The sequence below is a fragment of the Candidatus Methylacidiphilales bacterium genome (genome assembly GCA_028713655.1).
GTDB lineage: Bacteria > Verrucomicrobiota > Verrucomicrobiia > Methylacidiphilales > JAAUTS01 > JAQTNW01.
In genome coordinates this window covers 17,450-42,220 of sequence record JAQTNW010000006.1, presented here as the reverse complement: position 1 = coordinate 42,220, position 24,771 = coordinate 17,450, and the positions used below count along the sequence as shown (strand labels likewise).

Annotated in this window: 19 protein-coding genes; 14 read left to right on the top strand and 5 right to left on the bottom strand. The window is 55.1% G+C overall.

The window, feature by feature from the left end; translation table 11 throughout:
* The first annotated feature begins 56 nt into the window (after positions 1–56).
* The 5 genes from PHD76_03275 (at position 57) to PHD76_03255 (ending at position 6,453) form a co-directional block, all read left to right on the top strand.
* Positions 57–2,534 carry an adenylate/guanylate cyclase domain-containing protein gene (locus tag PHD76_03275; GenBank protein MDD5260849.1) on the top strand — a complete coding sequence of 826 codons (2,478 nt, stop codon included), beginning with the start codon at positions 57–59 and terminating at the stop codon, positions 2,532–2,534.
* A gap of 185 nt (positions 2,535–2,719) precedes the next feature.
* Positions 2,720–3,691, top strand: a complete 972-nt coding sequence (locus PHD76_03270; GenBank protein ID MDD5260848.1) for a FecR family protein — start codon at positions 2,720–2,722, stop codon at positions 3,689–3,691.
* 1 nt (position 3,692) lies between these two features.
* The gene (locus tag PHD76_03265; protein MDD5260847.1) at positions 3,693–4,463 is read left to right on the top strand and encodes a hypothetical protein; all 771 of its coding nucleotides are present in this window, start codon (positions 3,693–3,695) and stop codon (positions 4,461–4,463) included.
* Between the two features lie 18 nt (positions 4,464–4,481).
* On the top strand, positions 4,482–5,813 hold the full coding sequence (gene trmFO / locus PHD76_03260) for a methylenetetrahydrofolate--tRNA-(uracil(54)-C(5))-methyltransferase (FADH(2)-oxidizing) TrmFO (GenBank protein ID MDD5260846.1): 1,332 nt from the start codon (positions 4,482–4,484) through the stop codon (positions 5,811–5,813).
* Between the two features lie 280 nt (positions 5,814–6,093).
* Positions 6,094–6,453 (top strand): hypothetical protein, encoded by a 360-nt coding sequence (locus tag PHD76_03255; protein ID MDD5260845.1) that lies wholly within the window; start codon positions 6,094–6,096, stop codon positions 6,451–6,453.
* A gap of 964 nt (positions 6,454–7,417) precedes the next feature.
* On the opposite strand, the gene PHD76_03250 is transcribed toward PHD76_03255, so the two are convergent.
* From PHD76_03250 to PHD76_03235, 4 genes are all read right to left on the bottom strand, one after another.
* On the bottom strand, positions 7,418–7,786 hold the full coding sequence (locus PHD76_03250) for a metallopeptidase family protein (protein ID MDD5260844.1): 369 nt from the start codon (positions 7,784–7,786) through the stop codon (positions 7,418–7,420).
* A 37-nt stretch (positions 7,787–7,823) separates the two neighbouring features.
* Positions 7,824–8,351, bottom strand: coding sequence for a hypothetical protein (locus tag PHD76_03245; GenBank protein MDD5260843.1), 528 nt, complete (start codon positions 8,349–8,351; stop codon positions 7,824–7,826).
* A 378-nt stretch (positions 8,352–8,729) separates the two neighbouring features.
* Positions 8,730–9,779 carry a cytochrome d ubiquinol oxidase subunit II gene (cydB, locus tag PHD76_03240; protein ID MDD5260842.1) on the bottom strand — a complete coding sequence of 350 codons (1,050 nt, stop codon included), beginning with the start codon at positions 9,777–9,779 and terminating at the stop codon, positions 8,730–8,732.
* Positions 9,776–11,140: a cytochrome ubiquinol oxidase subunit I gene (locus tag PHD76_03235; GenBank protein ID MDD5260841.1), complete on the bottom strand. Its 1,365-nt coding sequence runs from the start codon at positions 11,138–11,140 to the stop codon at positions 9,776–9,778. Before PHD76_03235 ends, cydB begins: the two co-directional genes overlap by 4 nt.
* 489 nt (positions 11,141–11,629) lie before the next feature.
* On the opposite strand from PHD76_03235, the gene PHD76_03230 reads away from it, so the two are divergent.
* From PHD76_03230 to galK, 5 genes are all read left to right on the top strand, one after another.
* Complete coding sequence (locus PHD76_03230; protein ID MDD5260840.1) at positions 11,630–12,193, top strand: ORF6N domain-containing protein; 564 nt, start codon at positions 11,630–11,632, stop codon at positions 12,191–12,193.
* An 89-nt stretch (positions 12,194–12,282) separates the two neighbouring features.
* Positions 12,283–13,509 carry a cysteine desulfurase gene (locus PHD76_03225; GenBank protein ID MDD5260839.1) on the top strand — a complete coding sequence of 409 codons (1,227 nt, stop codon included), beginning with the start codon at positions 12,283–12,285 and terminating at the stop codon, positions 13,507–13,509.
* Positions 13,510–13,540: 31 nt separating this feature from the next.
* Positions 13,541–13,972, top strand: coding sequence for an SUF system NifU family Fe-S cluster assembly protein (locus tag PHD76_03220; GenBank protein ID MDD5260838.1), 432 nt, complete (start codon positions 13,541–13,543; stop codon positions 13,970–13,972).
* Between the two features lie 17 nt (positions 13,973–13,989).
* Positions 13,990–15,138 (top strand): radical SAM family heme chaperone HemW, encoded by a 1,149-nt coding sequence (hemW, locus tag PHD76_03215; protein MDD5260837.1) that lies wholly within the window; start codon positions 13,990–13,992, stop codon positions 15,136–15,138.
* Positions 15,135–16,217, top strand: coding sequence for a galactokinase (gene galK / locus PHD76_03210; GenBank protein MDD5260836.1), 1,083 nt, complete (start codon positions 15,135–15,137; stop codon positions 16,215–16,217). Before hemW ends, galK begins: the two co-directional genes overlap by 4 nt.
* Positions 16,218–16,240: 23 nt before the next feature.
* Here galK and PHD76_03205 read toward each other — a convergent pair whose 3' ends face one another.
* Positions 16,241–18,133 (bottom strand): hypothetical protein, encoded by a 1,893-nt coding sequence (locus PHD76_03205; protein ID MDD5260835.1) that lies wholly within the window; start codon positions 18,131–18,133, stop codon positions 16,241–16,243.
* A 119-nt stretch (positions 18,134–18,252) separates the two neighbouring features.
* On the opposite strand from PHD76_03205, the gene PHD76_03200 reads away from it, so the two are divergent.
* The 4 genes from PHD76_03200 to PHD76_03185 all read left to right on the top strand — a co-directional run bounded on the left by PHD76_03200 (position 18,253) and on the right by PHD76_03185 (position 24,723).
* On the top strand, positions 18,253–19,092 hold the full coding sequence (locus PHD76_03200) for a flagellar motor protein MotB (protein MDD5260834.1): 840 nt from the start codon (positions 18,253–18,255) through the stop codon (positions 19,090–19,092).
* A 230-nt stretch (positions 19,093–19,322) separates the two neighbouring features.
* The gene (gene murA, locus PHD76_03195; protein ID MDD5260833.1) at positions 19,323–20,630 is read left to right on the top strand and encodes a UDP-N-acetylglucosamine 1-carboxyvinyltransferase; all 1,308 of its coding nucleotides are present in this window, start codon (positions 19,323–19,325) and stop codon (positions 20,628–20,630) included.
* Positions 20,631–20,896: 266 nt separating this feature from the next.
* Positions 20,897–21,979 (top strand): COX15/CtaA family protein, encoded by a 1,083-nt coding sequence (locus PHD76_03190; protein MDD5260832.1) that lies wholly within the window; start codon positions 20,897–20,899, stop codon positions 21,977–21,979.
* Between the two features lie 2 nt (positions 21,980–21,981).
* On the top strand, positions 21,982–24,723 hold the full coding sequence (locus PHD76_03185) for a heavy metal translocating P-type ATPase (GenBank protein MDD5260831.1): 2,742 nt from the start codon (positions 21,982–21,984) through the stop codon (positions 24,721–24,723).
* Positions 24,724–24,771 lie beyond the last annotated feature (48 nt).

Genomic DNA, 24,771 nt, shown 5'->3' with positions numbered 1-24,771 from the left:
TCATGCGGATAAGATAGCCTGTCGGACGATTTATTCACTTTGAATTGCGGTGCCCGGTGATTCATGGCAATAAGTCGGCTGTGAACGCCGCAGGCAAGATCGCCCGGGGACATGCTTCCGCTGAACATATCCTGCCGTTTAGTTTCAGCCTGCTTGCCTGCGGCCTGGCAATGGTATTCTTCTTTTCCGACGCGGGGCAGGGCCTGGAGGGCAAGGCGGTGGATTATTTCCAACTGTTCCGTTACAAGCTGACCGGCCCCGTCTGCGCGCCCGACCTGGCCTTTATCGGAATTGATGACAAATCGGTGGACCCCAGCTATTCCGCTTTCAGCAGCTTGTGGGGCCGGGACAGTTGGGTGACCCGCGAGGCGTACACATTCCAGCTTCAAACCCATGCCGGCATCTACCACCCCAAAGTTTTGGCCTATGATATTATTTTTCGTCCGGGCGGGAAGGTTATGGAATCCTCAATTTCCAGCCGTCTGGAAAATAAGGAGCAATCCGCCGCCGCGCTTTCCAAGGCGCGAAAATTGTACGAAGAGGCCGAGTCCGAAGGCAACGACAGCCTGTTGAATCTTTTGTTTACGTTCGACGACCTGAGCCAGCAGGGAAAGCCCGCGCCCCGGCCCTTGTTTGCCTATTATTTTCCCGATGATGCCGCGCTGTCGGCCCGGTTGGCTGGCGACAGCGGAAAACAGGAATCTGTTTTTAAAAGATACCTGGCTTCCGCCATTCCGGAGGGGTTGGTGGAAGGAGGCGTTGAATCACCCATGCAGGCCGCCATTCCGCTGATCGACCAACTGATGGCCGAGTCCACCCCGGCATGGTTTGGGCCCATCAATGTCCAGCGTGACGCAGGGGGTGTGGTGCGGCGCGTGCCGCTGCTTTACGCGGTACAAGATCCGCAGACCCGGCACATCCGCCATGTCCCGTCCTTTGCGTTGAACGCCTTGATGGCTTATTGGGACATCAATCCCGCGCAACTTAAAAAAATGGGCGGGGGTACTCCTGCCTTTCATGCCGTCGCCGGCGATTCCATTGTCATCCAAACCAAGGATTGGACCCGCAGGATTCCGGTGGATGAACAATTCCGCCTTTTTCTCAACACGGAATGCGGTTACCGGGACCGGGTGCTGCCCAGTTTATCCTATGTGGATGTGACCGAGTGCGGGTTGGCCCTGGATGCGGACCTTGGATATTTGATCCGGGACCCCGCGCAACGCCGGGAAAAAATCGCGCTGGGCCGCGACACGATTTTACCCAGGTTGCAGGGGAAGATCGCGGTGATCGGCCAGGCTTTCACCGCGAGCGGTGATATCGGCAGTTTCGCATTGGAGGACAATGTGCCGAACGCTCTGGCGCACCTTTATGCCATGGATAACATTTTACGGGGCGATTATTTGCGCTATTGGACCCCTCGGCAGGCGGTGATTTTGCTCGCGTTGCTAGCGGCAGCGACATGTCTGCTGCATGTTTTTTTCCGGAAGTTCACAGCGGTTGCCGTTGGCATGGGCCTGCTTTGCGTTGTTTATCCGGCGGCGGCGGCCGCCAGCGCGCTTTGGCTGGGCCGGTTGGAGCCGTTTTTGACGCCGAGCCTGATGTTGCTGGCGCTTTTTGCCGCCAATTCCATTTTTCATTACATTTTGGAATCGAGGCGGCGCGGCGTTTTGCGGAAGGCGTTTTCCGCGGCAGTATCCCCGCGGGTTCTCGAGTTGCTGGAAGCCAACCCGGAACGATTTTCCCTCCAGGGCGAAAAGGCCGAGACGAGCGTCTTTTTTTCCGATATCGCGGGATTCACCACGATTGCCGAAAAACTGGCCCCGCAGGAATTGTCCGCCCTGCTGAACCGTTATTTGACCCCGATGAGCGATATTATTTTAGCGTCAGACGGTTACATTGACAAATACCAGGGGGACGCGATCATGGCGGTCTGGGGCGTGCCGTTGCCCGAAAAAGAGCATGCCGCAAAAGCCTGCGGCGCCGCGCTCGACCAACTGGAACGCTTGAAATCGCTCGAACGCGAGATCGAAAACGACACCGGCATCCGGATCGATGTCCGCATGGGAATCAATTCGGGAATCGTTTCAGCCGGCAACATGGGTTCCGCCAAAAAGCAACAATACACCGTGATGGGCGATGCCGTGAACCTGGCGGCCCGGTTGGAGCCGATCAACAAGGATTACGGCACGCATATTATCATTGGAGAAAACACCCGGAAACTTTTGCCGGAAGGCGGATGGGTGACCCGTCTGCTGGACAAGGTGGTGGTCAAGGGCAAGACCGAACCGGTGTTGATTTACGAACTGGTGGGACGCGGCCCCGGTCGGCCGGACTGGATCAAGTTCTATGAGCAGGGGCTTCAACGGTTGTGGGAGAAAAAATGGGCTGAGGCCGGGGCGGCGTTTGGCGAATGCCGGAAAGTCCGGCCGCAAGATCCGGCGGTGCGGCTGATGCTGGAGCGCGTGGATCAGTACAAAGTTAGCCCGCCGCCGGAGGGTTGGAACGGCGCGTTCGCAAGGCAATCCAAGGATTAACCCGGATGTGAATTCGTCCCTGATTCTGCCCGGCCTTTTGGCAGGACACTTTGCAGGGGGTTTTCAGAAGCGTGTGAAGCATCCGGGTTAAATGCTTGGAAATTCGCGCGGGGTGGGCAATCTTTGGGGATTATCACTTGCGATTGAACCGGGTGGAAAACAATCTGAAAAAGAAAAGGAACACCATGACCCCTCAACTTAAATCGTTTCACACCGTAGTTTTAACATGCATCCTCATCCTGACCACGGCGGGCCTTCAGGCCCAGACCTTCAAGGTTTTGTCCGGCGGCGGTGATGTGGGCAAAGACGCCAAAAGCTATCAACCCGCCAAGGCAAATGCCGACTACGCCCTCGGCTGGTGGGCCCGCACCGCGGAGGGCGTTTTAAAAATCGAGTTCAGCCCGGAAAATATTTTCAGGCTGCTGCCCAACAGCGAGGTCCAGGTCAATGGGACCGGAGCGGCCAATACCAAATTCCGCCGCATCGTGGAGCTGAAGGCCGGCAAGGTGGATTTTGACCTGCCCAAGCTCAGCGGCAGCAAAGTGGAAGTGGAAACGCCCACGGCCGTTTGCGGCGCGGTGGGGACGCAGTTCAGCGTGGACAGTGAAACCGGCCAATTTGACGTGCCCAAGGGGCGGATTTACGCCAAGGCCAAGGGTGATTCGACCTTCGAGGCCGAAAGCGCGGGCGGACACTTTGCGATCAATCCCGGAAAAGAAAACGCCTATTCCGACGGCCAGATCAGCGGCGCCTTTCTGGTCAACGGGAAGGAATACAACGCCACGAACGCCAGCTTCGAGGTGGCCAAAGCCAGGGGCGGCGAGGGCCAGGCGGCGGTGCAGGTGAACGGCGGATCGTTGGGCGGCGCCGGTTCCGGCAGTTATATTATGGAAGGCGGAAGGCTCCAGCCCGTGGACAGCCGGATCGCTTCCACTCATGCGGCCTACCTCAGTGCGGCGAAGGAAGAAGGCAGCCTGAATGTACGCCGTGAAACCCTGGTGGCATCGGGCCGCCCGGTTCCCGCATCGCTGGACCAGCAGTTGAATGCCGCAGCCGCAAAGGCGACGGAGTTGAGAAAACGGCTTTTCCAGCGCAACGTCATCCGCGACACCGCAAAAGAAACGGCCAGAGACGTCATCCGCCAGACGCACCCGTGACATGAGCGGATGGATGAGGCTCATGGCCTGCATGCTGGCGCCGGCCTTGTGGACAAACCCCGCTGCAGGCCAGGTTGTCGCCACCGGACAGCTATCGGCCTTTGTCAATTGGGACTATCATCATCGCAAGCCTCTGCAGGGCGCGCGCAGCACCGCGTTGGCGATCCAGGCAACTCTTAATCAGTGGAAGGGCGCTTCGGCTGCGCCTGTGATGCTGGAAAATGGGACCCCGGAACAAATGGGCTCATTTCTCAAGAACCTGCCTGCCGGCGCATTGGTTTACCTGGCATCCCACCAGTCTCCCGTGGCCGACTGGGATTTCACGCAAAAAAAACTGGTGAACCTCGGCGAACTGCTCCCGGCAAATGTTGTTCCGGATAAAAATAGAATCGTCATCCTGGACGCCTGTTTTGCGGAGAGTGTCGGGCAGTTGCCAGGCTGGAAGGTTTTTGCGCCCAACTGTTTGATGGCCGGAAAGGCGGGCGAGGAAACATTCGAGTTGGAACTATTTACCCGGCGGCCTGTGGAATTTGAGGCGCGCTACCCCGAAGAAGTTGCCTGGCTGAAACAGCGTTTGCCTGAAAAATGGAACGGCAGGATCACCTTTCTTGGGCTGATGTGGATCCGCGCCTTTTTGCAGACGCCGAGCGCGCCGAAAAGCATGCAGGATTGGCGGAACTTTTTTGGGAAAATCCAAACCGCAGCGGCGGAATTCCGCGCCAAGCGCGCTTCCAAGCTGGCATCAACCCCGGTGTTTTATTTTTCGGAATGAACCCCGCTCATTGAATTCATGGAGACGAAAAAAATAACTGTCATCGGCGCCGGATTGGCGGGCTCGGAGGCGGCATGGCAGATCGCCTCGCAGGGCGTCCCCGTTGTGCTGATTGAAATGAGGCCGGTTGTCCCCACGCCCGCGCACGCCACGTCTCATTTTGCGGAATTGGTTTGCAGCAATTCGTTTGGCTCCGCCTTGCCGGATCGCGCGGCGGGCCAGTTGAAATGGGAGATGGAACAATTCCATTCCCTGATCCTGGACGTTGCCCGTGAAACGGCGGTGCCTGCAGGAGCGGCGCTGGCGGTGGACCGTGAAAATTTTTCCAGGGAAGTGACGCGCCGGTTGGAAAATCATCCGCTGGTGGAAATCCGGCGCGAAGAAATCCGGGAAATTCCCGGGAACGGAATTGTGGTTGTGGCGTCCGGTCCGCTGACCAGTCCCGCCCTTGCGGAATCAATCCGCAAATTGGCGGGGTCCGATCATCTGTATTTTTACGATGCGCTGGCGCCCATCGTGGAAGCGGAATCGATCAATCGCGAAATTTGTTTCAAGGCCTCGCGGCACGGACGCGGAGGGGAGGATGGCGATTACCTGAATTGCCCGCTGAACGAGGCGGAATACAACCGCTTCATCGATGCCTTGTTGGCGGCTGAGCGGATGCCGTTGCGCGATTTTGAAAAGGAAGACGAATGCTTTTTTGAAGGCTGCCTGCCTGTTGAAATCCTTGCGTCGCGCGAGCGCCGGGCGCTTGCTTACGGACCGATGACACCGGTGGGTCTGGACGATCCGCGCACGGGGCGCTGGCCTTATGCGGTGGTGCAGCTCAGACAGGACAACGCGGCGGGGTCGCTGTATAATATGGTCGGTTTTCAGACCAATATCAAATGGGGTGAGCAGGAGCGCGTGCTGCGGCTGATTCCGGGTTTGGAGAACGCCGAATTTGTCCGGCTGGGCCAGATGCACCGCAACACATTTATTAACTCGCCTTCCTTGCTGAAGGCAACGTTGGAATTCAAGCAAAGGCCGGGCCTGTATTTTGGCGGGCAGATCACCGGTGTGGAGGGTTACATGGGCAATGCGGCGACGGGTCTTTTGGCCGGGCTGAACGCCGTCCGGCATCTGCGGGGGGAGCCGTTGCTGGAATTGCCGAAGACGACGATGCTGGGGGCTTTGTGCTGGTATGTGACCCATGCGGAAGCCAAACAGTTCCAGCCGATGAAGGCGAATTTCGGGCTGATGCCGCCGTTGGAGAGTCCGCCGCGTAACAAGCGCGAGCGTTATGCGAACTATGCCGCCCGGGCGCAGAGAGATTTTTTGTCTTTAACGCAGACGCAGAGAGAAATCTAAAAACCGGATTTAGCCGCGAAAAAGCGCAAAAGACGCAAAAGGTTGGAACCATGCCATTATAAATGGTGGGCTTAAAACTTAACCCACAAAGAACGAAGAACCCGAAACCAAGAACGGCTTCCCTCCAATCCCGGCTTGCCCACAGGCCAAATTTCTGCATGCTGGTGGCATGCGCATGGCGCTTCCGAAACAAACTCGCTTCAATCCCCGAGATAGGTTGAATTCCACCTATCTCGGATAGATTGAATTCAATCTAATATACTGTTAGGCAGAAATAAATATGGATTCCATCAGACCAACCGTCATCGGTATTCTAAACAGGGTAGCTTCCTCCGATGAGCCAATCTCATTCGCCGAAAACTCTTACCTGGACGAAATTAAACTCGTCTCTCAACTAATTGATGATGGATACCTCTCGGGAGAACATGTAGAGGACGAAAGGGGAATCCCCTGCAATGCCTGTGTAGATAGGATCACCTTGAGAGGTCGTGAATACGCCGATCAACTAGAACAAAAACATGGGGAAGCCAGTCCGAAGGGGAAATTTAAAAAGTGGGGTCTTCTATTTTTAGTGTGGCTACTTGGCATTGCCACGGCAGTGGTAACTCAAGCTTTGTTGAAGTATCTTAACTTAAACTGAGGCCTAACCATGCGTTCCAGCGAATCCCCTACAACACCAGACTTTTGTGGTAGTGTCGCACGGGATCATGCCAGCAGAGCTGTCACGCCCCATGCTGATCCTCACGAGCTATAGGGGATCGCTGAACGCCGACGTAAAAATATGACCTTCATTCCACCAGACGCTGAATGGTATGTGGCTGATCTGGTCGAAGAGATCCACGTCGCGGGCAGGAAGCGGCAGACCATCTACGTCAATACCGTCTTAATAAAGTAAAGGCGGATTCACCGGAGGCGGCCTTCAAGAAGGCGCTTCGGATTGGTAAGAACGGAAATACAAGATACAAAAACACATGCGGAGAGCAGGTCTCTTGTCGATTCCACGGGATTCGAGAACTCAACGTCGTCCACGAACCAATTGAAGACGGATGCGAGCTTTTCTTTAGAAGCAAACCCAATATGACAAAGGAGGGTATTGAGCGGCTAATTTCCAAGAAGGCGGACCTTGCTGTTTTTCGCTTGACGAGAGCAACCACTAAAGGAAGGGCATTCCCAGGGCGGATTGCAGATGAGATCAAGAACAAAAAATAAGCCAAACGAGCCGATGCGCCTAACCCTTACCCGCTGTCGCACCAACGGTCCAGGGCAGGTGATCGGGGACGTTGATTAAATGAAGTTTAATGTTACAGCACTTAGCATGGCGGCACTGATAGTTTTAGTTGTTTTTCTGGAGTTGTTTGTGGGGATCAAATGGTCCATGCATTCTCACTTACATCCCGATGCCGACTTAAAACCGATAAGACCGGTGGCGCGCTTTATCTTTACGGGTGTGGTAGTGACTTTTACCCTGATTTTTGGAGGTGCGCTAATTCGATCCATTGGATGGCGTGAATAAGAAAAATTGAGGAAGAGCTCGTTTTAACCAAAGAATGGATTTTTGTTTTCCTTTGCGTCTTCGCGGCTTTGCGCGAGAACCGGTGTTGCTTTTAACCCAGCCCGCGGGCTTCGACTTCTTCCTCGCCCCAGCCTAGGTAGTGGCCGATCTCGTGCAGCCAGGTCGTGCGGACTTCCTTGCGAAACAAGCCCTCATCTTCCTCCGCTTCGTCCCATAAATTTTCCAGAAACAGGGTGATACGCGGGAAGTCATCGGGTGTGCCGGGATCGCCATCGAGCAGGCTGTTGCCCTCAAACAGGCCCAGCAAATCGTCCAATCCTTCCTCGATCATTTCCCGGTCGGGCCGGAACATCATGCGCAACTGTACGGGAGCGAGCGAACGGACAATATCGGCGGGCAACTTTCTCTTTTCCGCTTCCACCACCTCAAGGGCGATTCTTTCAAGATCGGGCGGTTTCAAGGGTTGGGATGTGACCGAAGCTCAAGCGGTCAAGAAGTTAAGGCAGGGGTTTCCCGAAGATCATATCAACCATCAGGTTGGAGGTGATTTTTTCCAGATCGCTCCGCAGGGCCTTCAAGTCGCATCCCCTCGGCAGGCGCAAAATAGCGGTGGCCTGGAAGAGGGTTTCGCCCGACATGGGGGCGCTGCTGCATTCGGTTTTAAGATCTTCCACATTGACAGAGTACTGCGCGAGGATGGCGGAAATCTGACTGACAATGCCGGGCCGGTCCTGACCCACCAGCTCAATGGTCACCAATTGATCGTCAGGCGCGGGAGGGTTGTTGTTCTCCGGGTAGGCGACGACCGCGAGGCCCTGGGCTGAGAGGGATTGCAATTGTTCGATCAAGGCCTGTTCATGCTCCGGAGCAACCTGGATGCGCAGGATGCCGGCAAACTGGCCGCCGAGGTGGCACATGCGGCTTTCGAGCCAGTTGCCTTCTTGTTTGAGAATGATGGAAGCGAGGCTGTCAACGAGGCCCGGGCGATCAGGCCCGATCACGGTCATGACGAGGTAATGGCTCATCCGGGTTTGATAACAGAATTTGTCCGAAAGGTGAAGATTAAACCCCCTTTACTTCCCCCTTGTCAGGGGGATATTCAAGTTTGAGGGATCAAGTTCCAAGTTTTAAGCCCACCATTTATAATAGCCTGGTACCAACCTTTTGCGGCCTTTGCGCTTTTTCGCGGCTAAATCCGGTTTTTAGTTTTCTCTCTGTGTCTTTGCGGTGCAATGGGTTCTCTCGTCTTTATCTGCGTGAATCTGCGTTTATCAGCGGTTAAAAATGTGCTGCATCCCAAGAGATCGAGATGGAGTAAGAGTAAGATTTTATATCCGGATTATACGTGTAATCCGTGGTTAATTTTTCGCGTATTTGGCGGACGCGAGGACCTGTGTTGGCAATCAGTAACTGTGGGGGTCCAGCTTCACTTTGCCGCGGAATATCCAATAGATGCTCGCGGTATAAGCCAGCACGACCGGTACGCCGAGAATCGCGATGACGAGCATGATCCCGAGCGTTTTGTGAGAGGATGCGGAGTTGATGATGTTCATGCTGTGTTCCGGATTGGGATTGGACAGCACGAGATTGGGGAACATGCCGAGGCCGAACAGTCCCATCAACGTGACCATGGCGGCGCAGGACGAAGCAAAGGCCATCAGGTCGCGCTTATGATGGACCTCGCGCGGGATGTTGGCGATGGCCAGCATGTTCAGGATCGCAAGCACAAAAAACCACGGCGTTTGTTTGAGCTTTTCCGACATGTGAGGCAGGTAAACCAGTGTTGCCACAGTGGCGGTGGCGTAGCAGATGATGAAGAAAATGATCGTATTGTTGATCCAGCCGCGCAGTTTTTCGTGCAATGGGCCTTCGGTCTTCATCGTGGCATAAATGCAACCGTGCATCATAAACAGCGCCACGGTTGTCACTCCCATCAGGAGGGCGTAGGGATGCAACAGTCCCAGGAAGCTGCCCGAGAATTCAAAGTCCTTGTCCAGCGGAATGCCCCACGCAATGTTGCCGAGGGCGACCCCGATCAAAAAAGCTGAGAGGATGCTGCCGAGCGCGAAACAGATGTCCCACATCCGGCGCCACCAAAGCATGGGCTGCTTGCTGCGGAACTCAATGGCCACTGCGCGAAAAATCAGGGAACACAGCAGCAGCATGAAGGCCAGATAAAATCCGGAAAAGACCGTGGCATAAACCTCCGGGAACGCGGCGAAGAGAGCTCCGCCGCCCGTGACGAGCCAGACTTCATTTCCATCCCAGACCGGGCCGATGGAATTCAGCATCAGCCTGCGTTCCTTGTCCGTTTTGGTAAACAAATGCAGCGCGCCCACGCCCAGATCGAAACCGTCGAGCGCCGCATAGCCGGTGAACAAAACACCGATCAACACAAACCAGATGGCGTTCAAATCCAGATGTTGAAGCAGGTATTGAAAGAAATCATTCATGCGCGTGGAAGGTGGGCGAGCGGTTCCCCGGGCAATTCTTCATGCGCATCGGGGCCGCTGCGGATTTTGTTGTCGAGCAGGAAAATAAACACGGCAAAGAGCAGGATATAAATCAGGGTGAACATAATCAATGAAGCCAGCACTTCATTCGCCGTCACGACCTTCGAAAGCGCATCGGAGGTTTTCAGCAGGTTATAAACAATCCAGGGCTGCCGTCCCACTTCGGCGGTGAACCAGCCCGCCTGGTTTGCAATCTGCGGGCCTAACACGGAAAAGACCATCACCCAAAGCACGGGCCGGCAGGTGAACAACGTTCCCCGCCACCAGAGAAAAAGGCCCAGGAAACTGAGCCCGATCAAGGACATCCCGACGGCGACCATCAGATGATAGGTCTGGAAAACAAAATTTACCGGCGGGCGCTCATTTGCCTTGAAGGCGTTCAATCCCTGAATTGGCGCCTTGGAATCGCCATGGACGAGGTAACTCAGCATGCCCGGCAGCCGGACGCCGCAGTTCACGGTTTCACCCTTGTTGTTCACCCAGCCGAACAAATATAAATCCGCAGGGGCGGATTCCGCATAATGGGCTTCCATTGCCGCCAGTTTGGCGGGCTGGTTCCGGCTTACGCCCACGGCGCTGGAATGCCCCGTCACCAACTGCATGACGGAGGCAAAGCCGGCCACCAGGAGACCGGTCTTGAGCGAGGCCCGGGCGAACCTGACGTGCCTCTTATTTAACAAATAAAACGCACTAACACTGATCGCCAGGAACGCGCCCGCCTGCCAGGCGCCCATGACGACATGGCTCAGCCGGTCCATCGACGAGGGGTTGAACACCATGGCCCAAAAATTGGTTATCTCAGCCCGGGCGTTCAGGCCCTCGCCGATGATATGATAGCCGGCCGGCGTTTGCTGCCAGGAATTGGCGACAACGATCCAGACCGCGCTGAAGTGCGCGCCCAGGCAGACCATCAACGTGGAAAAAAAGTGCAGCTTCGGCCCCACCTTGTCCCAGCCGAACAAGAGTATGGCCAGAAACCCGGATTCCAGGAAAAAGGCGAAAATTCCCTCGGCGGCCAGGGCGCTGCCGAAAATGTCCCCCACATAGCGGGAATAGGTGGCCCAGTTGGTGCCGAACTCAAATTCCATCACGATGCCGGTGGCCACGCCGATGGCAAAAGTGAGGGCAAAAACCCTGGTCCAAAATTTGGCCATCCTGTGATAGAGCGGGTTTCGGGTTTTGAGCCAGGCGCCTTCGATCAGTACCAGGAGAACGCCGAGTCCGATGCTCAGGGGCGGATATATATAGTGAAACGCCACGGTAAAGGCGAATTGGATGCGGGCCAGAAGCTCGACGCTCATGCCCATTTTTAGCAGCGCTGCTCCAGATAGTTCGAGTACTCTTTTTTAATTTTTACACTTTTTAAACCAAGTCGGCGCTTCTGCGCCATACGAGTCCGGCCTAATCACACACTTGCGATGACATTAAAAGCAGCTTTTTAGAAATCTGATTTTTCTGCCAGGCTGAGCCTAACCCGGATGTTTCACACGCTTCTGAAAACCTCAGCAAAGTGTCCTGCTCCAAAGTCTGGCGGGAACTGGGGTGCAGGAACATCCGGGTTACAAGCAAAACCGCCTGAATGGGTATTTTGTTTTGATTTTCGAATTGGTACTGCCTTATTTGGAGGCGGTTTTGCAAGAGCCTGCATATGCCCGGCGCGTGTCTTTCCGCTGTTACGTCCCGGCGCTAACAGGTTGACCATTGAAAAGAGTATGAAATATGCAGGCTAACCAGCAAGAAGAATGCGAATCGCGCTCTATTTTTAGATCATGCAACTGGATTTTTGAGCCATGAGCTCGCCCATTCCTTTACTCGTACTTCGCGGTCAACCAGTTTTGATAGATGCCGATCTTGCCCGGCTTTACGGCGTTACAACCAAGCGGTTGAACGAACAAATAAAACGAAACGCGGAACGTTTTCCGAAGGATTTTGTATTTCAAATTACAGCAAAAGAACGCGCCAACCTGAGGTCACAAACCGCAACTATAAGTTTACAAGCTACTGATTCACAAGAAGATGCGTTGAACTGGTCGCAATTTGCGACCAGTTCCTCCAGTCGTCGCGGGGCAGTTTACCGGCCCTATGCTTTCACCGAGCATGGCGCCTTGATGGCGGCCAACGTGCTTAACAGCCCGGCTGCGGTCAAAATGAGTGTCTTTATTATTCGCGCTTTTATCAAACAACGTGAAATTTTAACCGCCAATGCCGCTATCCTAAAACGCCTGGCAGAAATTGATAAAACTTTGTTGATCCATGACAGGGCCTTGTGCGATGTCTATCATAAACTTCTACCTCTACTTTCTCCGCCACCGCTGCCTCCCAAACCAAAAATCGGGTTTCAGTCCGGAGGGTAATCCCCCTCCTGACTTCCACGGGGCCAACCCTGTTGAGACAGTTCGGTTTGCCTCCCGGCAGGTTTCGGATTAGTATGTTCTTCTTAACCATGACCGATTTTTCAAAACTACGCGCTGATTTCCCTGTGCTGGACCAGCAGGTGAACGGCCATCCGTTGCTCTATCTCGACAACGCTGCCACGACCCAAAAGCCCAATCCGGTCATCGAACGGCTCGATCACTACTACAAATTCGAAAACAGCAATGTCCACCGCGGGCTGCATGAACTCAGCAATCGCGCCACCGCCGCCTATGAAGCCGCCCGGACCCGCGCGGCCGCCTTTGTGAATGCCCGGTCGGCGGATGAGATTATTTTTACACGCGGCACGACCGAAAGCATCAATCTTGTCGCAAACGCCTGGGGCTCGGAACAGCTGAAGCCCGGCGACGCCATCCTGCTCACGGAGATGGAGCATCACAGCAATATGGTGCCCTGGCAGCTTTTGGCCCAACGTACGGGCGCCCAGTTGCGCTATGTGCCGGTGACGGAAAACGGCGCTTCCCTGGATATGGAAGCCCTGGACAAACTGCTTCAAACGCCGGTCAAATTGTTCGCCTTCACCCACATCTCGAACACGCTCGGGCTGGTCAACCCGGTGAAGGAATTTTGCGCAAAGGCCAGGAGCCGCGGGATTCTCACCCTGGTGGATGCCGCCCAAAGCGCGGGACACCGATCGGTGGATGTGCAGGATATGGGCTGCGATTTTCTTGCGTTTTCCGGCCATAAAATGGCGGGGCCGACGGGGATCGGCGTCCTCTACGGCCGACTGGACTTGCTGGAGGCGATGCAACCTTATCAAGGTGGTGGAGAAATGATCTCGTCCGTTACCTATGAAGCCGCAAAATACAAACCCGCGCCGCACAAATTCGAAGCCGGTACTCCCAACATTGCCGACGCCATCGGGCTGCACGCCGCCATGGATTACCTGGATGCGGTTGGCCGGGAGGAAATCAGCCGGCACGACATGGAGCTGGCGGCCTATGCGTTTGAAAAATTGTCCGCCCTGCGCTTTTTGAAAATCCTCGGCCCGGAAACCGGCAGGGCGGGGCTGGTGACCTTTGTCATGGACCGCATTCATGCGCATGACGTGGTGGAAATGGCCAACACATTCGGAATCGCGTTGCGCGGCGGGCATCACTGCAACCAGCCGCTCATGAAAAAACTGGGTACGCCTTCCACCGCCCGAGCCAGCTTTTATCTCTACAACACGCGCGAGGAAGTGGATAAACTCGCCGAAGCGCTGGAAAAGATACACGCTTATTTCTTGCGAACCTAGTCCCCACTATCAGACAATCCCACTATTCCCCATGGACCTCGACGAACTTTATCAGACTGTTGTGCTCGACCACGCCCAGCGCCCCCGCAATTACGGCGAGCTGCCGCAGGCCACCATTTTTGTCCAGGGCGACAATCCGACCTGCGGCGATGAAATCACCGTGTACCTCAAGCTTTCGCCCGAGGGCAGGATCGAGGAAATCAAATTTACCGGTTCGGGCTGTGCGATCAGCCAGGCTTCCACCTCGCTCATGACCGTCAAGACCAAGGGCAAGACCCGGGACGAGGCCATGCAATTGAACGAGGCCTTCCACCAGATGCTCACCGCGCCCGTCCCTCCCGCTCCGCCCAAGGGTTTTGGCGACCTTCAGATTTTTGAGGGCGTCCGGAAATTTCCCCAACGTGTCAAATGCGCCACCCTGGGTTGGAACGCGTTGAAGCAGGCTTTGTTAGAGACCTCTTAGCCCGCAGGTCTCTTAAAATGAGCCTCAATCCCAACGGAAGTTCCCACAAAAAGATCGAAGCCGCCGGTAATCAAGCCCCGGAGATCCGGCATCTGTATGTGCATATCCCGTTTTGCACGCATATCTGCCCATACTGCTCATTTTACAAGACTCGGAATACATTGCCCGACATGAAGGCCTTTCTGCCGGCATTGAAACGCGAAATCGAATGGGCGCGTTCGGAATTTGATTTGCGCCCGGAAACGGTCTTTTTCGGCGGCGGTACGCCTTCCGCTCTCAGCATCGGGCAATTGGAAGACTTGTTTGAAGCCTGGCCCTGGAAGCATGCGGTTGAGTTCACGATGGAAGCCAACCCGCTGACGATTTCACCCGCCAAGGCGCAATTATTGAAGAGCGCGGGAATCAACCGTGTCAGCCTCGGGGCCCAGGCGTTTGACGAGCCGTCGCTGAAAATTCTCGGGCGCACGCACCGGGCGGAAGACATTCGCAAAAGCGTACAAATTTTGCGGGAAACCGGCTTTGAAAACATCAATCTGGACCTGATGTTTGCGCTTCCGGGCCAGACTTTGGAGCAATGGCTGGCATCGGTCCGTTCCGCGCTGGAATTGGAGCCCGAACACATCTCGGCGTACAACCTCAATTATGAGGAGGACACGGAATTTTTTGAAAAGCTGCAAGCCGGTGTTTTGAGGATCGACGAGGGGCGGGAGCGGGAATTTTTTCATCGCGGCATGGATCTCCTGGAGGCCGGGGGGTTTGAGCATTATGAAATCTCGAATCTGGCGAAGCCCGGGCATGCCTCCCTTCATAATCGCGCCTATTGGAATGGCAGCGATTACATCGGACTGGGTCCAAGCGCCTGCTCCACGGTGGGCCTGCTCCGATGGCAGAATGTGCCGGACACGCGTTTGTATTCGAAAGCCCTGCTTGAAAGCGGCGAACCGCAGCGCAAGTTTGAGGAGCTGAGCCTGGCAACCAAAAGGGCGGAGCGGATCCTGTTGGGTTTGCGGGTGCGGGAAGGGGTCCCGGCGGAGGAACTGGGCGCCCAAAAAGAGCTTTTGACGAATCTTGCGGAAGCGGGTTTGATTGAGGTTCTGTGTGGCCGCGTGGCGTTGACCCGGGAGGGGCGGTTGGTGGCCGACAGTGTGACGGAACTATTTATATGACAACTGTACAAACCTATGCGCCGGGCCGGGCGGAACTCCTTGGCAACCACACCGATTACAATGACGGACTTGTGTTGTCGCTGGCCATTTCATTCGGCACAACCATGCGGGCGAAGCCGCTTCCGGACAACAAGCTGGTGTTGCGCTCGCTGGATCTGAAGCGGGAATGGTCGGGCGATCTGTCCCGGATCGAGCCCCAGAAAACGGAAAGCTGGGCCAATTATGTGTTAGGCGTTCTGGATCAACTGGGCAAACGCGGGACCCGGCTGGGCGGCGCGGAATTGGAAATTTCGAGCAACATTCCCATCGGCGCCGGGTTGAGCAGCAGCGCGGCATTGGAAATCGCAACCGCGCTCTCGATGCAAAAGCTGTACCCGTTTGAAATGGGCAGGCTGGACCTCGCGCGCGTCGGGCAGGCGGCCGAGCACACGTATGCGGGGGTGAAATGCGGTTTGCTCGACCAGATTTCAGTGGCATTGAGCCGCAAGGGGCATGCAACTTCGATCGATTGCCGCAGTTTCGAGATCGGGCATTTGCCGCTGGATCCGGCCTATGAATTTGTAATCGTCCATTCCGGCGTCAAACATGCGCTGGTGGGGGGCGAATACAACGAGCGGCGTGAGTCGTGCGAAAACGCGGCGCGATTGCTCGGCAAAGCGGCGCTTCGCGATGTCACTCCTGCAGAATTGGAGCTGGCGCGTGAAAAGTTGCCGGAACACGCATACATGCGGGCGAAGCATGTCGTTGGGGAAATTGACCGTGTTACGCGCGCGAAGGGATATCTGGAAGCGGGCCGCATGGAAGAGTTTGGAAAGCTGATGTATGAGTCGCATGAAAGTTCCATTCGCTATTTTGAAAACAGTTGTGAGGAACTGGACTTTTTGGTTGCGACGGCCAAGGGGCTGAAAGGCTGCCTGGGCGCCCGTTTGAGCGGAGGCGGCTTTGGCGGGGCGACCCTGAATCTGGTACGCCGGGATTGCTTGAAGGAATTTTGCGCGAAGCTGGCGGAAGCGTACCGGAAACACCATGGCAGCGAGCCGATGATTCTGCCGACCGATGCCTGCGACGGGGCATTCTAAAATCCGGTGACATATGTCAGGTCTTAATTCTGTTTTGGAGAAGCAGTAATAATCACTTGAAGACGCTTTTGTTGCCCTTCGGTAAAATGCCATCGCTTATTTCCTAGAACATATTTTGCCCTGTAGGCTTCTTCACCTCTTCTCCAACTGGCATATCCAATATCTTCGCCTTTCGGACTCTGCGCAATTCGTTCCAATGCGGTCACGACTTGTTCGGCGTATTTTTCGTCAGCATGATTCACAAGGAGAAAGGCGGCTGAATTAACGACGGAAATATTAGCGCTTTGTAATTCCTTCAAAACAAGAGGTATAGCCTCGGGCATCCAGTTATCGATAAGAACTTCCACAAGGGATTGATACCCGTCGAAGTATTCATGTTTAGGCAATGCCTCGGCCAGAGCCTGCACCCCTTTCTCCGGCTCCCAATGAATCCAAAAGCGCAACACGCGATACTTGATTCCATAGGTCTCACGCGATTGGCCCCAATCCGTTCTGTAATAGAGTGCAGCCATGTTTGGAACGAGTGACTTCGTGCCATACCGTTCTGCAAAATCGAGGATTCTTGAGAGGTTGATTTGCTTTTCTTGCAGGGCATTTTGCAAAAATTGGGTCAATTTAGGAAGTATCTCTGGTGGTAGTTTGACCCAACGAACGGGATCACTATCCACAAAATATTTAGGGTCTTTGCTGAGAACATCCTTACAAATCAGAGGCATGGCCTCATCCGGTTCAAGTTGCGCCAAAGCTGCCAAAGCTTTGGGATTGCAAATTGGAGGGCTTGCCTGCTGCCTTACTAAAGGCAGAAAATCAGCGCTCCCCCAATATTGCCAACTGTCAAGAAGCCGGTTCACATGCTGTTGCGGCAGTTCCAGTTGATGCGTGACCATCATAGCCCGAGCGGTTCCTCCGTCCCTGTCCTTTTCGCCGGGATTTTTGTTGATGGCGTTATCTTGAAATGAAACCCACATCGCTTCGATAGCCTCTTTGCCGTTCCCTGCTGAAGCAATTTGTGCGGCAAGGATTTCAGCCCTGGCGGTATTATTCTTCGACCGCAATTCTTGACTAATTCTCGATATATCGGCTTCTGAAAGTTTTTGTGGAGAAAGTCCAAAACATATCGCTGAACTCTTAAGTCGGGAGTAAAGGTCAACGCCTTCTTCGTCTAAAATCAATCCGCCTTGCTTGACTCTGGCCAGGATGTCTGCCGCCAATTCGGCGGGATTGGGAGATGCTATGAACGCCCAATACAATTTGTGATACAGCGGAGCCCGCGCAAGAAGTGGTATCATCTCAGCGTAAGCCGCCTGTGTTCTCAAACAGCGCAAATCAACAACTGCTTCATTGGCAGCATCTCCACCCATAGCAATCTTTTGGCGGGCTTGCGCGATGATTGCCTGTTCCTTTTGAGGCGTCAGTTGGTCGATTGTCACTTCGACCTTTTGCGAAACAACGGCAATATCTGGGGAAGAATTGAACTCCGTGCCGTGGTGTAAAGAAATCTCGGCGTAAAGAGTGTAAATACCCGGCTTGTCAAAGTTGAGCCGCTCATTAACGGTCAATTGGAGAGTGTAATTCTTGATAGGATGCAACGCAACAATTCCCATGCTTGTTACGCCGTTCCAGTCGTAAAACCACTTCAAGGGATCGTTCAAAAATTGACCATTTGCGTTATGGGCATGAAAAATCGCGCCAGGTTCTCCTGCGCCAGCTTCAACTGTGTAAACGACTTCCGTCGAATTGGAAAAATAAAGCATGGCATCAATCCGTTCGCCTTGGACAAAATGCGTCTTGGCGAGGACGAGCTTCACTTGAACACCATTGGGTTGCTGGCTATGAATCTTCTGCCAAGCACTGTCTGGAGGAACGGATTGCCCAAAAACCAATCCCATATTCATCAACACCGCAACGATGTCCATGATTAAGCCCGAGATTCGCATAATCCATTCCGGTCATGAAAGTTTATGGGGTGAAATTGCCAAGTGGAAAGAACATTCCTTGATTGCCGCATCAGGGGCCTCCGGCTATGAGAGTACGCATGGCCGAAATCTTACCGCGCAACAAGCGGCTGTGGATAGTCCTGGGAATCGCCGGGATCATATGCCTTCTCTGTCTGGGGCTGGCTGTGGGATCCGCACTCCGTCTGAGCCGGGAACAACATCAATTGTCCTTCCTGAGCGAGGACAACCGCACATTGAGGGAAAAAATCGACAGGCTCGGCGGACAGATCGAGCGGTTGAAAAAGGATTTTGACGAGAATTCCAACCAGTTGAAAACCAAGGATGAACTTCTCACTCGCGCGGATGATCTGCGCCATGAAATTTTACAGCAGCAACAGGAACGCCTGGATCAGGAAAAGCAGCGCCAGGATTTTTTGCTCTCGGCCCGGGAAAAAGTACTCAAGCAAATGTCGGCCGATCAGGGGGCCGTATTTCTGAACGACCACGAATTGACCATCCGGCTGGCGGACAAAATCCTGTTTGATCCGGGGCAATCGGACATCATGGCAGCAGGGCAGACGATATTAAAAAACATCGCGGACTTGTTGAATAATGAATTGAAAGACTACGAGATACGGGTCGAGGGCCATACGGACAACGTTCCCATCGGCCAGGTTTTAAAACAAAGATATCCGTCCAATTGGGAGTTGTCCGCGGCCCGCGCGAGCACGGCTGTGGTTTTTCTTTCGGAGCAGGGGAATGTGGATCCAAGGCGGCTGATGGCGGTGGGCCGGGCCGACACCGAACCGGTGGCTGAAAATGACACACCCGAGAACAAGGCTAGGAACCGGAGGATTGATATTGTGATCAACCTGAATAATAAGGACATCCTCCCGCCGCCCGCTCAAACCCCGCCTGCTGCGGTACCGAAACCATAACCTGCTTGTCTGATGCCGTTGTTGCGGTGTGAGAACAAGCACCCCTCGACGAACCCGCCCGCTTGCATCACCCAAACAAGGTGAAACTTGGTTTAAAGTGTTCAGTCTTCAGCTATCGACTTTCAGGTTTCAGAATTCTGCATTTCCTCTGAGTTCTTCGCGGCCTCCCTGTAGAAATGTCGTTGTAATTTGGAACTTGCCCCCTTTGGCCAGGGCCTTATTTTCCAAAAATGCAGGAATTCAGCAGCCGCTCCTATTTTCGAGTCCAGGGTCGATACCCCCTTTCGGGTACGATCCGCCCGCAGGGCAATAAAAACGAGGCCATGCCGCTCCTGGCCGCCTGCTGCCTGACCGACGAACCGGTGACGCTCGAAAACCTTCCGCTCATCGAGGATGTGAGGGTGATGCGGGAAATTGTAACCCAACTGGGTGTCAAAATCGAACTTCAAACGGATGAGTTTTCCGAGACCGCAGTCATCCGCGCCGCGTTGAAGCCATCCAGCCAGCTTCCAATCGAACTCTCAAGCAAGTTGAGAGGGGCCGTCACCCTTGCCGGCCCGCTTTTGGCCCGTTGCGGCAAGGTCTTTCTCCCGCGCCCAGGCGGCGACCGTATTGGCCGCCGCCGTATCGACACACACATGCTGGCGCTCCAGGCCCTCGGCGCAAAAATCCGGGAGGACAAGAATGGTTTTGAGTTGACGGCACGCACACTCGTCGGCGCTGACATCTTGCTGGACGAAGCCTCGGTCACCGCAACCGAGAATGCGATATGCGCCGCTGTGCTCGCGCGCGGCGAAAGCACGCTGCGCAATGCCGCCAGCGAGCCGCATGTCCAGGGCCTTTGCATTTTATTGAACAAGATGGGCGCAAAAATTTGCGGGATCGGTTCCAACACCCTTTACATTCAAGGTGTAAAAAAACTTCACGGCGCGCGGCACCGCATCGGCCCGGATTATCTGGAAGTCGGCAGTTTTATTGCACTGGCTGCCGTCACCCGCGGCGAAGTGTTGATCGAGGACGCGGATATTCCGAACCTGCGGATGATCCGCATGGTGTTTTCCCGGCTGGGAATCAAAACCGTCGAGGACGGAAAGAATCTGCTCATTCCCGGCAAACAGAAGTTGCGCATTGTTTCCGACCTCGGGAAAGCGATCCCGCGCATCGAGGACGCGCCCTGGCCCGCGTTTCCGGCCGACATGACGTCGGTTGCGCTCGTGACCGCCACCCAGTGCAAGGGCACGGTGCTGATCCACGAAAAAATGTTCGAGTCGCGCCTTTATTTCACCGATCCGCTGATCAGCATGGGCGCGCGCATCGTGCTTTGCGACCCGCACCGCGCGGTCGTCATCGGGCCCGAACGCCTGCGGGGGTCGAGGCTGGTCAGTCCCGACATCCGCGCCGGCATGGCGATGCTGATTGCGGCGCTTTGCGCGGAAGGCGAATCGGAAATCCAGAACATCATCCAGATCGACCGCGGTTTCTCGAACATCGACCAGCGGCTGCGCAGCCTTGGTGCCAGGATCGAGCGGTTGGAGTGATGGACCGAAGGCCTTTTATGAGGGTTGAAGGCCCGTCCGATATCAGCCCAAGGTAACACACTGGGTGTGAAGTATAAAAAATTTATCGAGCTCTGAAGGAGCGGCCCAAGGTTTGACATACGTTTGAGCGCACCTTCGGCGCTTCTCAGGATATCGGTTGTTTTTAAAGTTTCTTCAGAAATCTTGTAGATGCAGGACTGCCCGATAGGATAACCAGCAGAGCAGGCGGGACGCCCGCGCTCCAGTAAACACAAATACCAATACCGATGAGCACCACAAACCCTGAAATCTCACGTTCCAGAACCCGCGCGCTTGCGCTTTGGCTGTTTGCCCTGGCTGCGGCGATCTGGATCATGGTGGTCATTGGTGGCGCGACGCGCCTGACCGGTTCCGGATTGTCGATCACGGAATGGAAACCCATTCTCGGCGCCATTCCTCCATTGACGGAGCAGGAATGGGAAAAGGCTTTCGATCTTTACAAGCAATATCCCCAATACCACATGCTAAATCCGGACATGGACCTGGCGGGTTTCAAATCCATTTATATCTGGGAATATCTGCACCGTCTCTGGGGTCGGGCTATCGGACTCGTTTTTCTGATCCCCCTCTTATATTTTTGGATGAAGGGGTGTGTTTCCAAAAAATTACTGCCGAAGTTGCTGGGTATTTTTGCGCTTGGAGCCGCGCAGGGCGCGATGGGATGGTTTATGGTCAAAAGCGGCCTGGTTGACAAACCCTGGGTCAGCCCGTACCGACTGACAGCTCACTTGCTGCTGGCGCTGACTCTCTTTGGCTATGTGCTGTGGCAGGCCTTGAATCTTTGGTTTGAAAACGATACCTCCAAACGTGACGCGATTAAAAACCCACCTTGCTGGCTATTTCCGGTAACACTGGGTCTGCTGCTCTTGCTGCTTGCGCAAACTTTCTTTGGAGGCTTCATGGCGGGCCTGCATGCCGCTCTGAGTTATCCCACCTTCCCGACCATGAACGGAGAGTGGGTGCCGCTGGGCATCATGAGTCGGAGCCCCTGGTGGGTGAATTTTTTTGAGAATCCCGCCACAGTGCAGTTCGTTCACCGTTTGTTGGGGGCTTTGCTGGCGTTTGGTGCGACAGCGTATTGGCTGGCCACCTGGAAAGTGCAAGGGTCCCGGGCCTATCATCTTGGACGACACCTGCTACTGGTCTGTGCGCTGATCCAGTTTCAACTGGGAGTCTGGACGGTAAAAAACTCACTCGGGCATATACCAGTCGCGTTCGGAGTCTTGCACCAAGCCTGTGGCGTGGCGCTGCTCGCCACGGTGATACTGCTGTTGCACCAGGCGCGTCGGGCGACGGGCCACAGAGCTTAAACATGTCCTCCTGTTGTTCCAATCCGTCCGCAGAAGGATGCGATGTCAAGACTGATGCCGCACGGGCTCTGGGTTGGGTCCGTTTGGGTTTTGCCGCGCTGATTGCGGGCCAGACCATGACCTTCAGCCTCGGGATCAACGACTCTCCGCCGCAGGGAATGGAGCGGACCATTTTGCACTCGATCCTTGCCGGTTCCGCCCTGCTCGTCTTTTTGCTGATCGGTCTTCCATTGGCCGCCGAGGCCTGGAGGCAATTGAGGGCGGGACGGATTGTCATCGAGCAAATGTTTCTGCTCGGCATCGCAGGCGCGTACGGAGCCTCGCTGCACTCGAGCCTCACGGGCGAGGGCGCGATCTATTACGAGGTGGTGGCCATATTGCTGGCTATTTATACGTTAGGGACTCTGGTGAGCCGGAACCGCCGCGAGGCAGCGCTTGAGTCCTCCGAATCCCTGCGGCGGCAATACGACCGGTGCTTCAGACTAAACAACGAGGGCGTAGCCTCGGAGTGCGCAGTCGAAGATGTCCGGCCCGGCGACCAAATTGTTGTTTATCCCGGCTCCGGGATTCCCGTTGACGGAAGAATTGCCGAAGGAACAGCTTTTATCCGCGAAACCGCGATGACGGGCGAGCCGTTCCCGGTCGTGCGAAAAGCCGGTGACCCGGTTCTTGCCGGGAGCGTTGTGTTGGATGAGAAGCTGGTAATCGAGGCTGCGAGCTCGGGCAAAAGCAGAAAATTGGATCTTTTGCTGGCGCGGATTGATCAAGCGCGGCAATTGCCGTCTTCGATCCAAAAGGAAGCGGACCGCTTGATAACCTGGTTCCTGCCGTCAGTGCTGTTCATCAGCATTGCGACTTTCATAGGTTGGACGCTGGCCCGAGGTTGGGTGGTCGGCTTGTTCAACGGTCTGGCCGTACTCGTCGTGGCGTGCCCCTGCGCGATGGGGATGGCGACGCCGATTGGCATCATGAGCGCGCTCAATGCCTTTGCCCGGCGCGGCTTGGTGGCGTGTTCCGGTGATTTGATCGAGGCGCTGGCCCGGATCAATACGGTGGTCTTTGACAAAACCGGCACGCTCAGTGAAGACACATTGCAATTGGTTGAGTTTGCCGTGGAACCCGGTTTTGAGCGTGAAAAACTGAGGCGCTGGATCGGCGCCATTCAGGCCGGGTCTGCGCATCCGATTGCACGCGCGTTTAAAGATTGGGCTCCTGGGATTCCAGCAGGAATAAAGGCGAAGAAGATTGAAGTGATCCCGGGTGCGGGAGTGCGTGGTGTTGTAATGGAAAAGAGTATTTCTTACCGGCTTGCTATTGGGAACATCTCCGTCCTGGCTCAAAAAGAGGCGCGTCCATCGAAGCTTTTGAAAAATTTGAGGGCTAAAGGCGGCTCCTTGATGGAAATCCATGTTACGGTGGATGGCAAAGCTGCCGCCGTGGCGCTGCTTCGGGAAAATTTACGGGCTGGCTCGAAGAAGATCATGGAGGAACTGAGAGGCATGGACCTTCGCGTTGAGGTCATGAGCGGGGACCGCATGGAACGGCTGGAAGAGCTGGGGCTGCAGGGAGCCAGGGCCGATCTTACGCCGGAAGAAAAACGGCGGCTTGTGGAGGACATGGAAGCAGTCGGGAAACGGGTCTTGTTCGTGGGCGATGGCGTGAACGATTCGGCGGCCATGTCCTGCGCGACCACATCGATTGCCCTGGCATCGGGTGCCGACTTGACGCGCGAGGTGGCGGACGGACAACTCTTTGGATCGGATTTGAGGGCGATTCCGTGGGCGCGGCGGCAGGCCGTCCGTGTCATGCGGGGCATACGGCAGAATCTGTGGATTTCCATTTTTTACAATGTGATAGGCATTTCACTGGCGGCGTCGGGAACTTTACACCCCGTAGCGGCGGCAGTCTTGATGCTGGTTTCGAGCGTGACCGTGACCTGGCGCGCGTTGCGATTTGGGGAACGCCTGCAGGAAGAAGCGGATGGAGCTGAGGAAACGGAAGTCGGTGAAAATGGGGCATCCTTGTTCACGCGTTTGAGCAACATCGGTGGACTGATTTGGAACGAGCTTGTTGAAAGGATTTCAGTGACAGGTTTGATTTTAGGATTGGCGATGACTGCCCAGGGACTTTCCATTTCCTATCTCGGCGCGTTGCGCTTCAAATGGGCTTTAACGACAGACCTGCTCTTTCTCGGCGCGGGGATTTTTCTCGTGTTCGCGGCGAAGTCATGGGCCAGACGTCCGGTTTGGGTTTTGTATGCCGGGATGCTGGCGGTTGGCAATCTGGGGATGCTGGCCGGCTGGTATGCCGACTCCGGGTTTGTTCCTGTGGTGCGGGACGGTTTTTGCTCATCCTGTTGTGCCGGGCCACATGCCGCGTTCGGCCTTTCCTTGCATTGGAACTGGATGCAAACCGGGATGGTGCTGGCGAGCATACCTTTGTTGTTTGGGATTGATGTGTCGCCTCGCCGGGTACGGCGGAAGTTTTTTAATCATCCGTGGCTGCATGCGGTGTTTTGCCTGGGCGGCATGTTAGTGGGCATGCAGGCCTCCGGGATTGTGATGAACTGGGTCGCCGTGGCCGATCCGGTCCGGCATTATTTGTTGATGCTTGCCTCGATGACGGCCGGGATGTTCATCGGGATGATTTTATTCTGCCAGGCTTATTTCAGGTGGCTGCTGGGGCAAAATGAAGAATGTAGAATTCAGAAGGCAGAATTAAGGCACAGAACCCCGCGTACATAAAAGCGCCGGTAGAACCGGCGCTTTTCAGAGGCCACCTTTTGATGTGAA

Coding starts and splice junctions, on each gene's coding strand:
- murA (MDD5260833.1), top strand. CDS start 19,323: ATGCAGGAATTCAGCAGCCGCTCCTATTTTCGAGTCCAGGGTCGATAC.
- PHD76_03225 (MDD5260839.1), top strand. CDS start 12,283: ATGACCGATTTTTCAAAACTACGCGCTGATTTCCCTGTGCTGGACCAG.
- PHD76_03235 (MDD5260841.1), bottom strand. CDS start 11,140: ATGAGCGTCGAGCTTCTGGCCCGCATCCAATTCGCCTTTACCGTGGCG.
- PHD76_03265 (MDD5260847.1), top strand. CDS start 3,693: ATGAGCGGATGGATGAGGCTCATGGCCTGCATGCTGGCGCCGGCCTTG.
- PHD76_03245 (MDD5260843.1), bottom strand. CDS start 8,351: ATGAGCCATTACCTCGTCATGACCGTGATCGGGCCTGATCGCCCGGGC.
- PHD76_03200 (MDD5260834.1), top strand. CDS start 18,253: ATGGCCGAAATCTTACCGCGCAACAAGCGGCTGTGGATAGTCCTGGGA.
- PHD76_03205 (MDD5260835.1), bottom strand. CDS start 18,133: ATGGACATCGTTGCGGTGTTGATGAATATGGGATTGGTTTTTGGGCAA.
- hemW (MDD5260837.1), top strand. CDS start 13,990: ATGAGCCTCAATCCCAACGGAAGTTCCCACAAAAAGATCGAAGCCGCC.
- PHD76_03230 (MDD5260840.1), top strand. CDS start 11,630: ATGAGCTCGCCCATTCCTTTACTCGTACTTCGCGGTCAACCAGTTTTG.
- PHD76_03220 (MDD5260838.1), top strand. CDS start 13,541: ATGGACCTCGACGAACTTTATCAGACTGTTGTGCTCGACCACGCCCAG.
- PHD76_03270 (MDD5260848.1), top strand. CDS start 2,720: ATGACCCCTCAACTTAAATCGTTTCACACCGTAGTTTTAACATGCATC.
- cydB (MDD5260842.1), bottom strand. CDS start 9,779: ATGAATGATTTCTTTCAATACCTGCTTCAACATCTGGATTTGAACGCC.
- PHD76_03255 (MDD5260845.1), top strand. CDS start 6,094: ATGGATTCCATCAGACCAACCGTCATCGGTATTCTAAACAGGGTAGCT.
- galK (MDD5260836.1), top strand. CDS start 15,135: ATGACAACTGTACAAACCTATGCGCCGGGCCGGGCGGAACTCCTTGGC.
- PHD76_03185 (MDD5260831.1), top strand. CDS start 21,982: ATGTCCTCCTGTTGTTCCAATCCGTCCGCAGAAGGATGCGATGTCAAG.
- PHD76_03190 (MDD5260832.1), top strand. CDS start 20,897: ATGAGCACCACAAACCCTGAAATCTCACGTTCCAGAACCCGCGCGCTT.
- trmFO (MDD5260846.1), top strand. CDS start 4,482: ATGGAGACGAAAAAAATAACTGTCATCGGCGCCGGATTGGCGGGCTCG.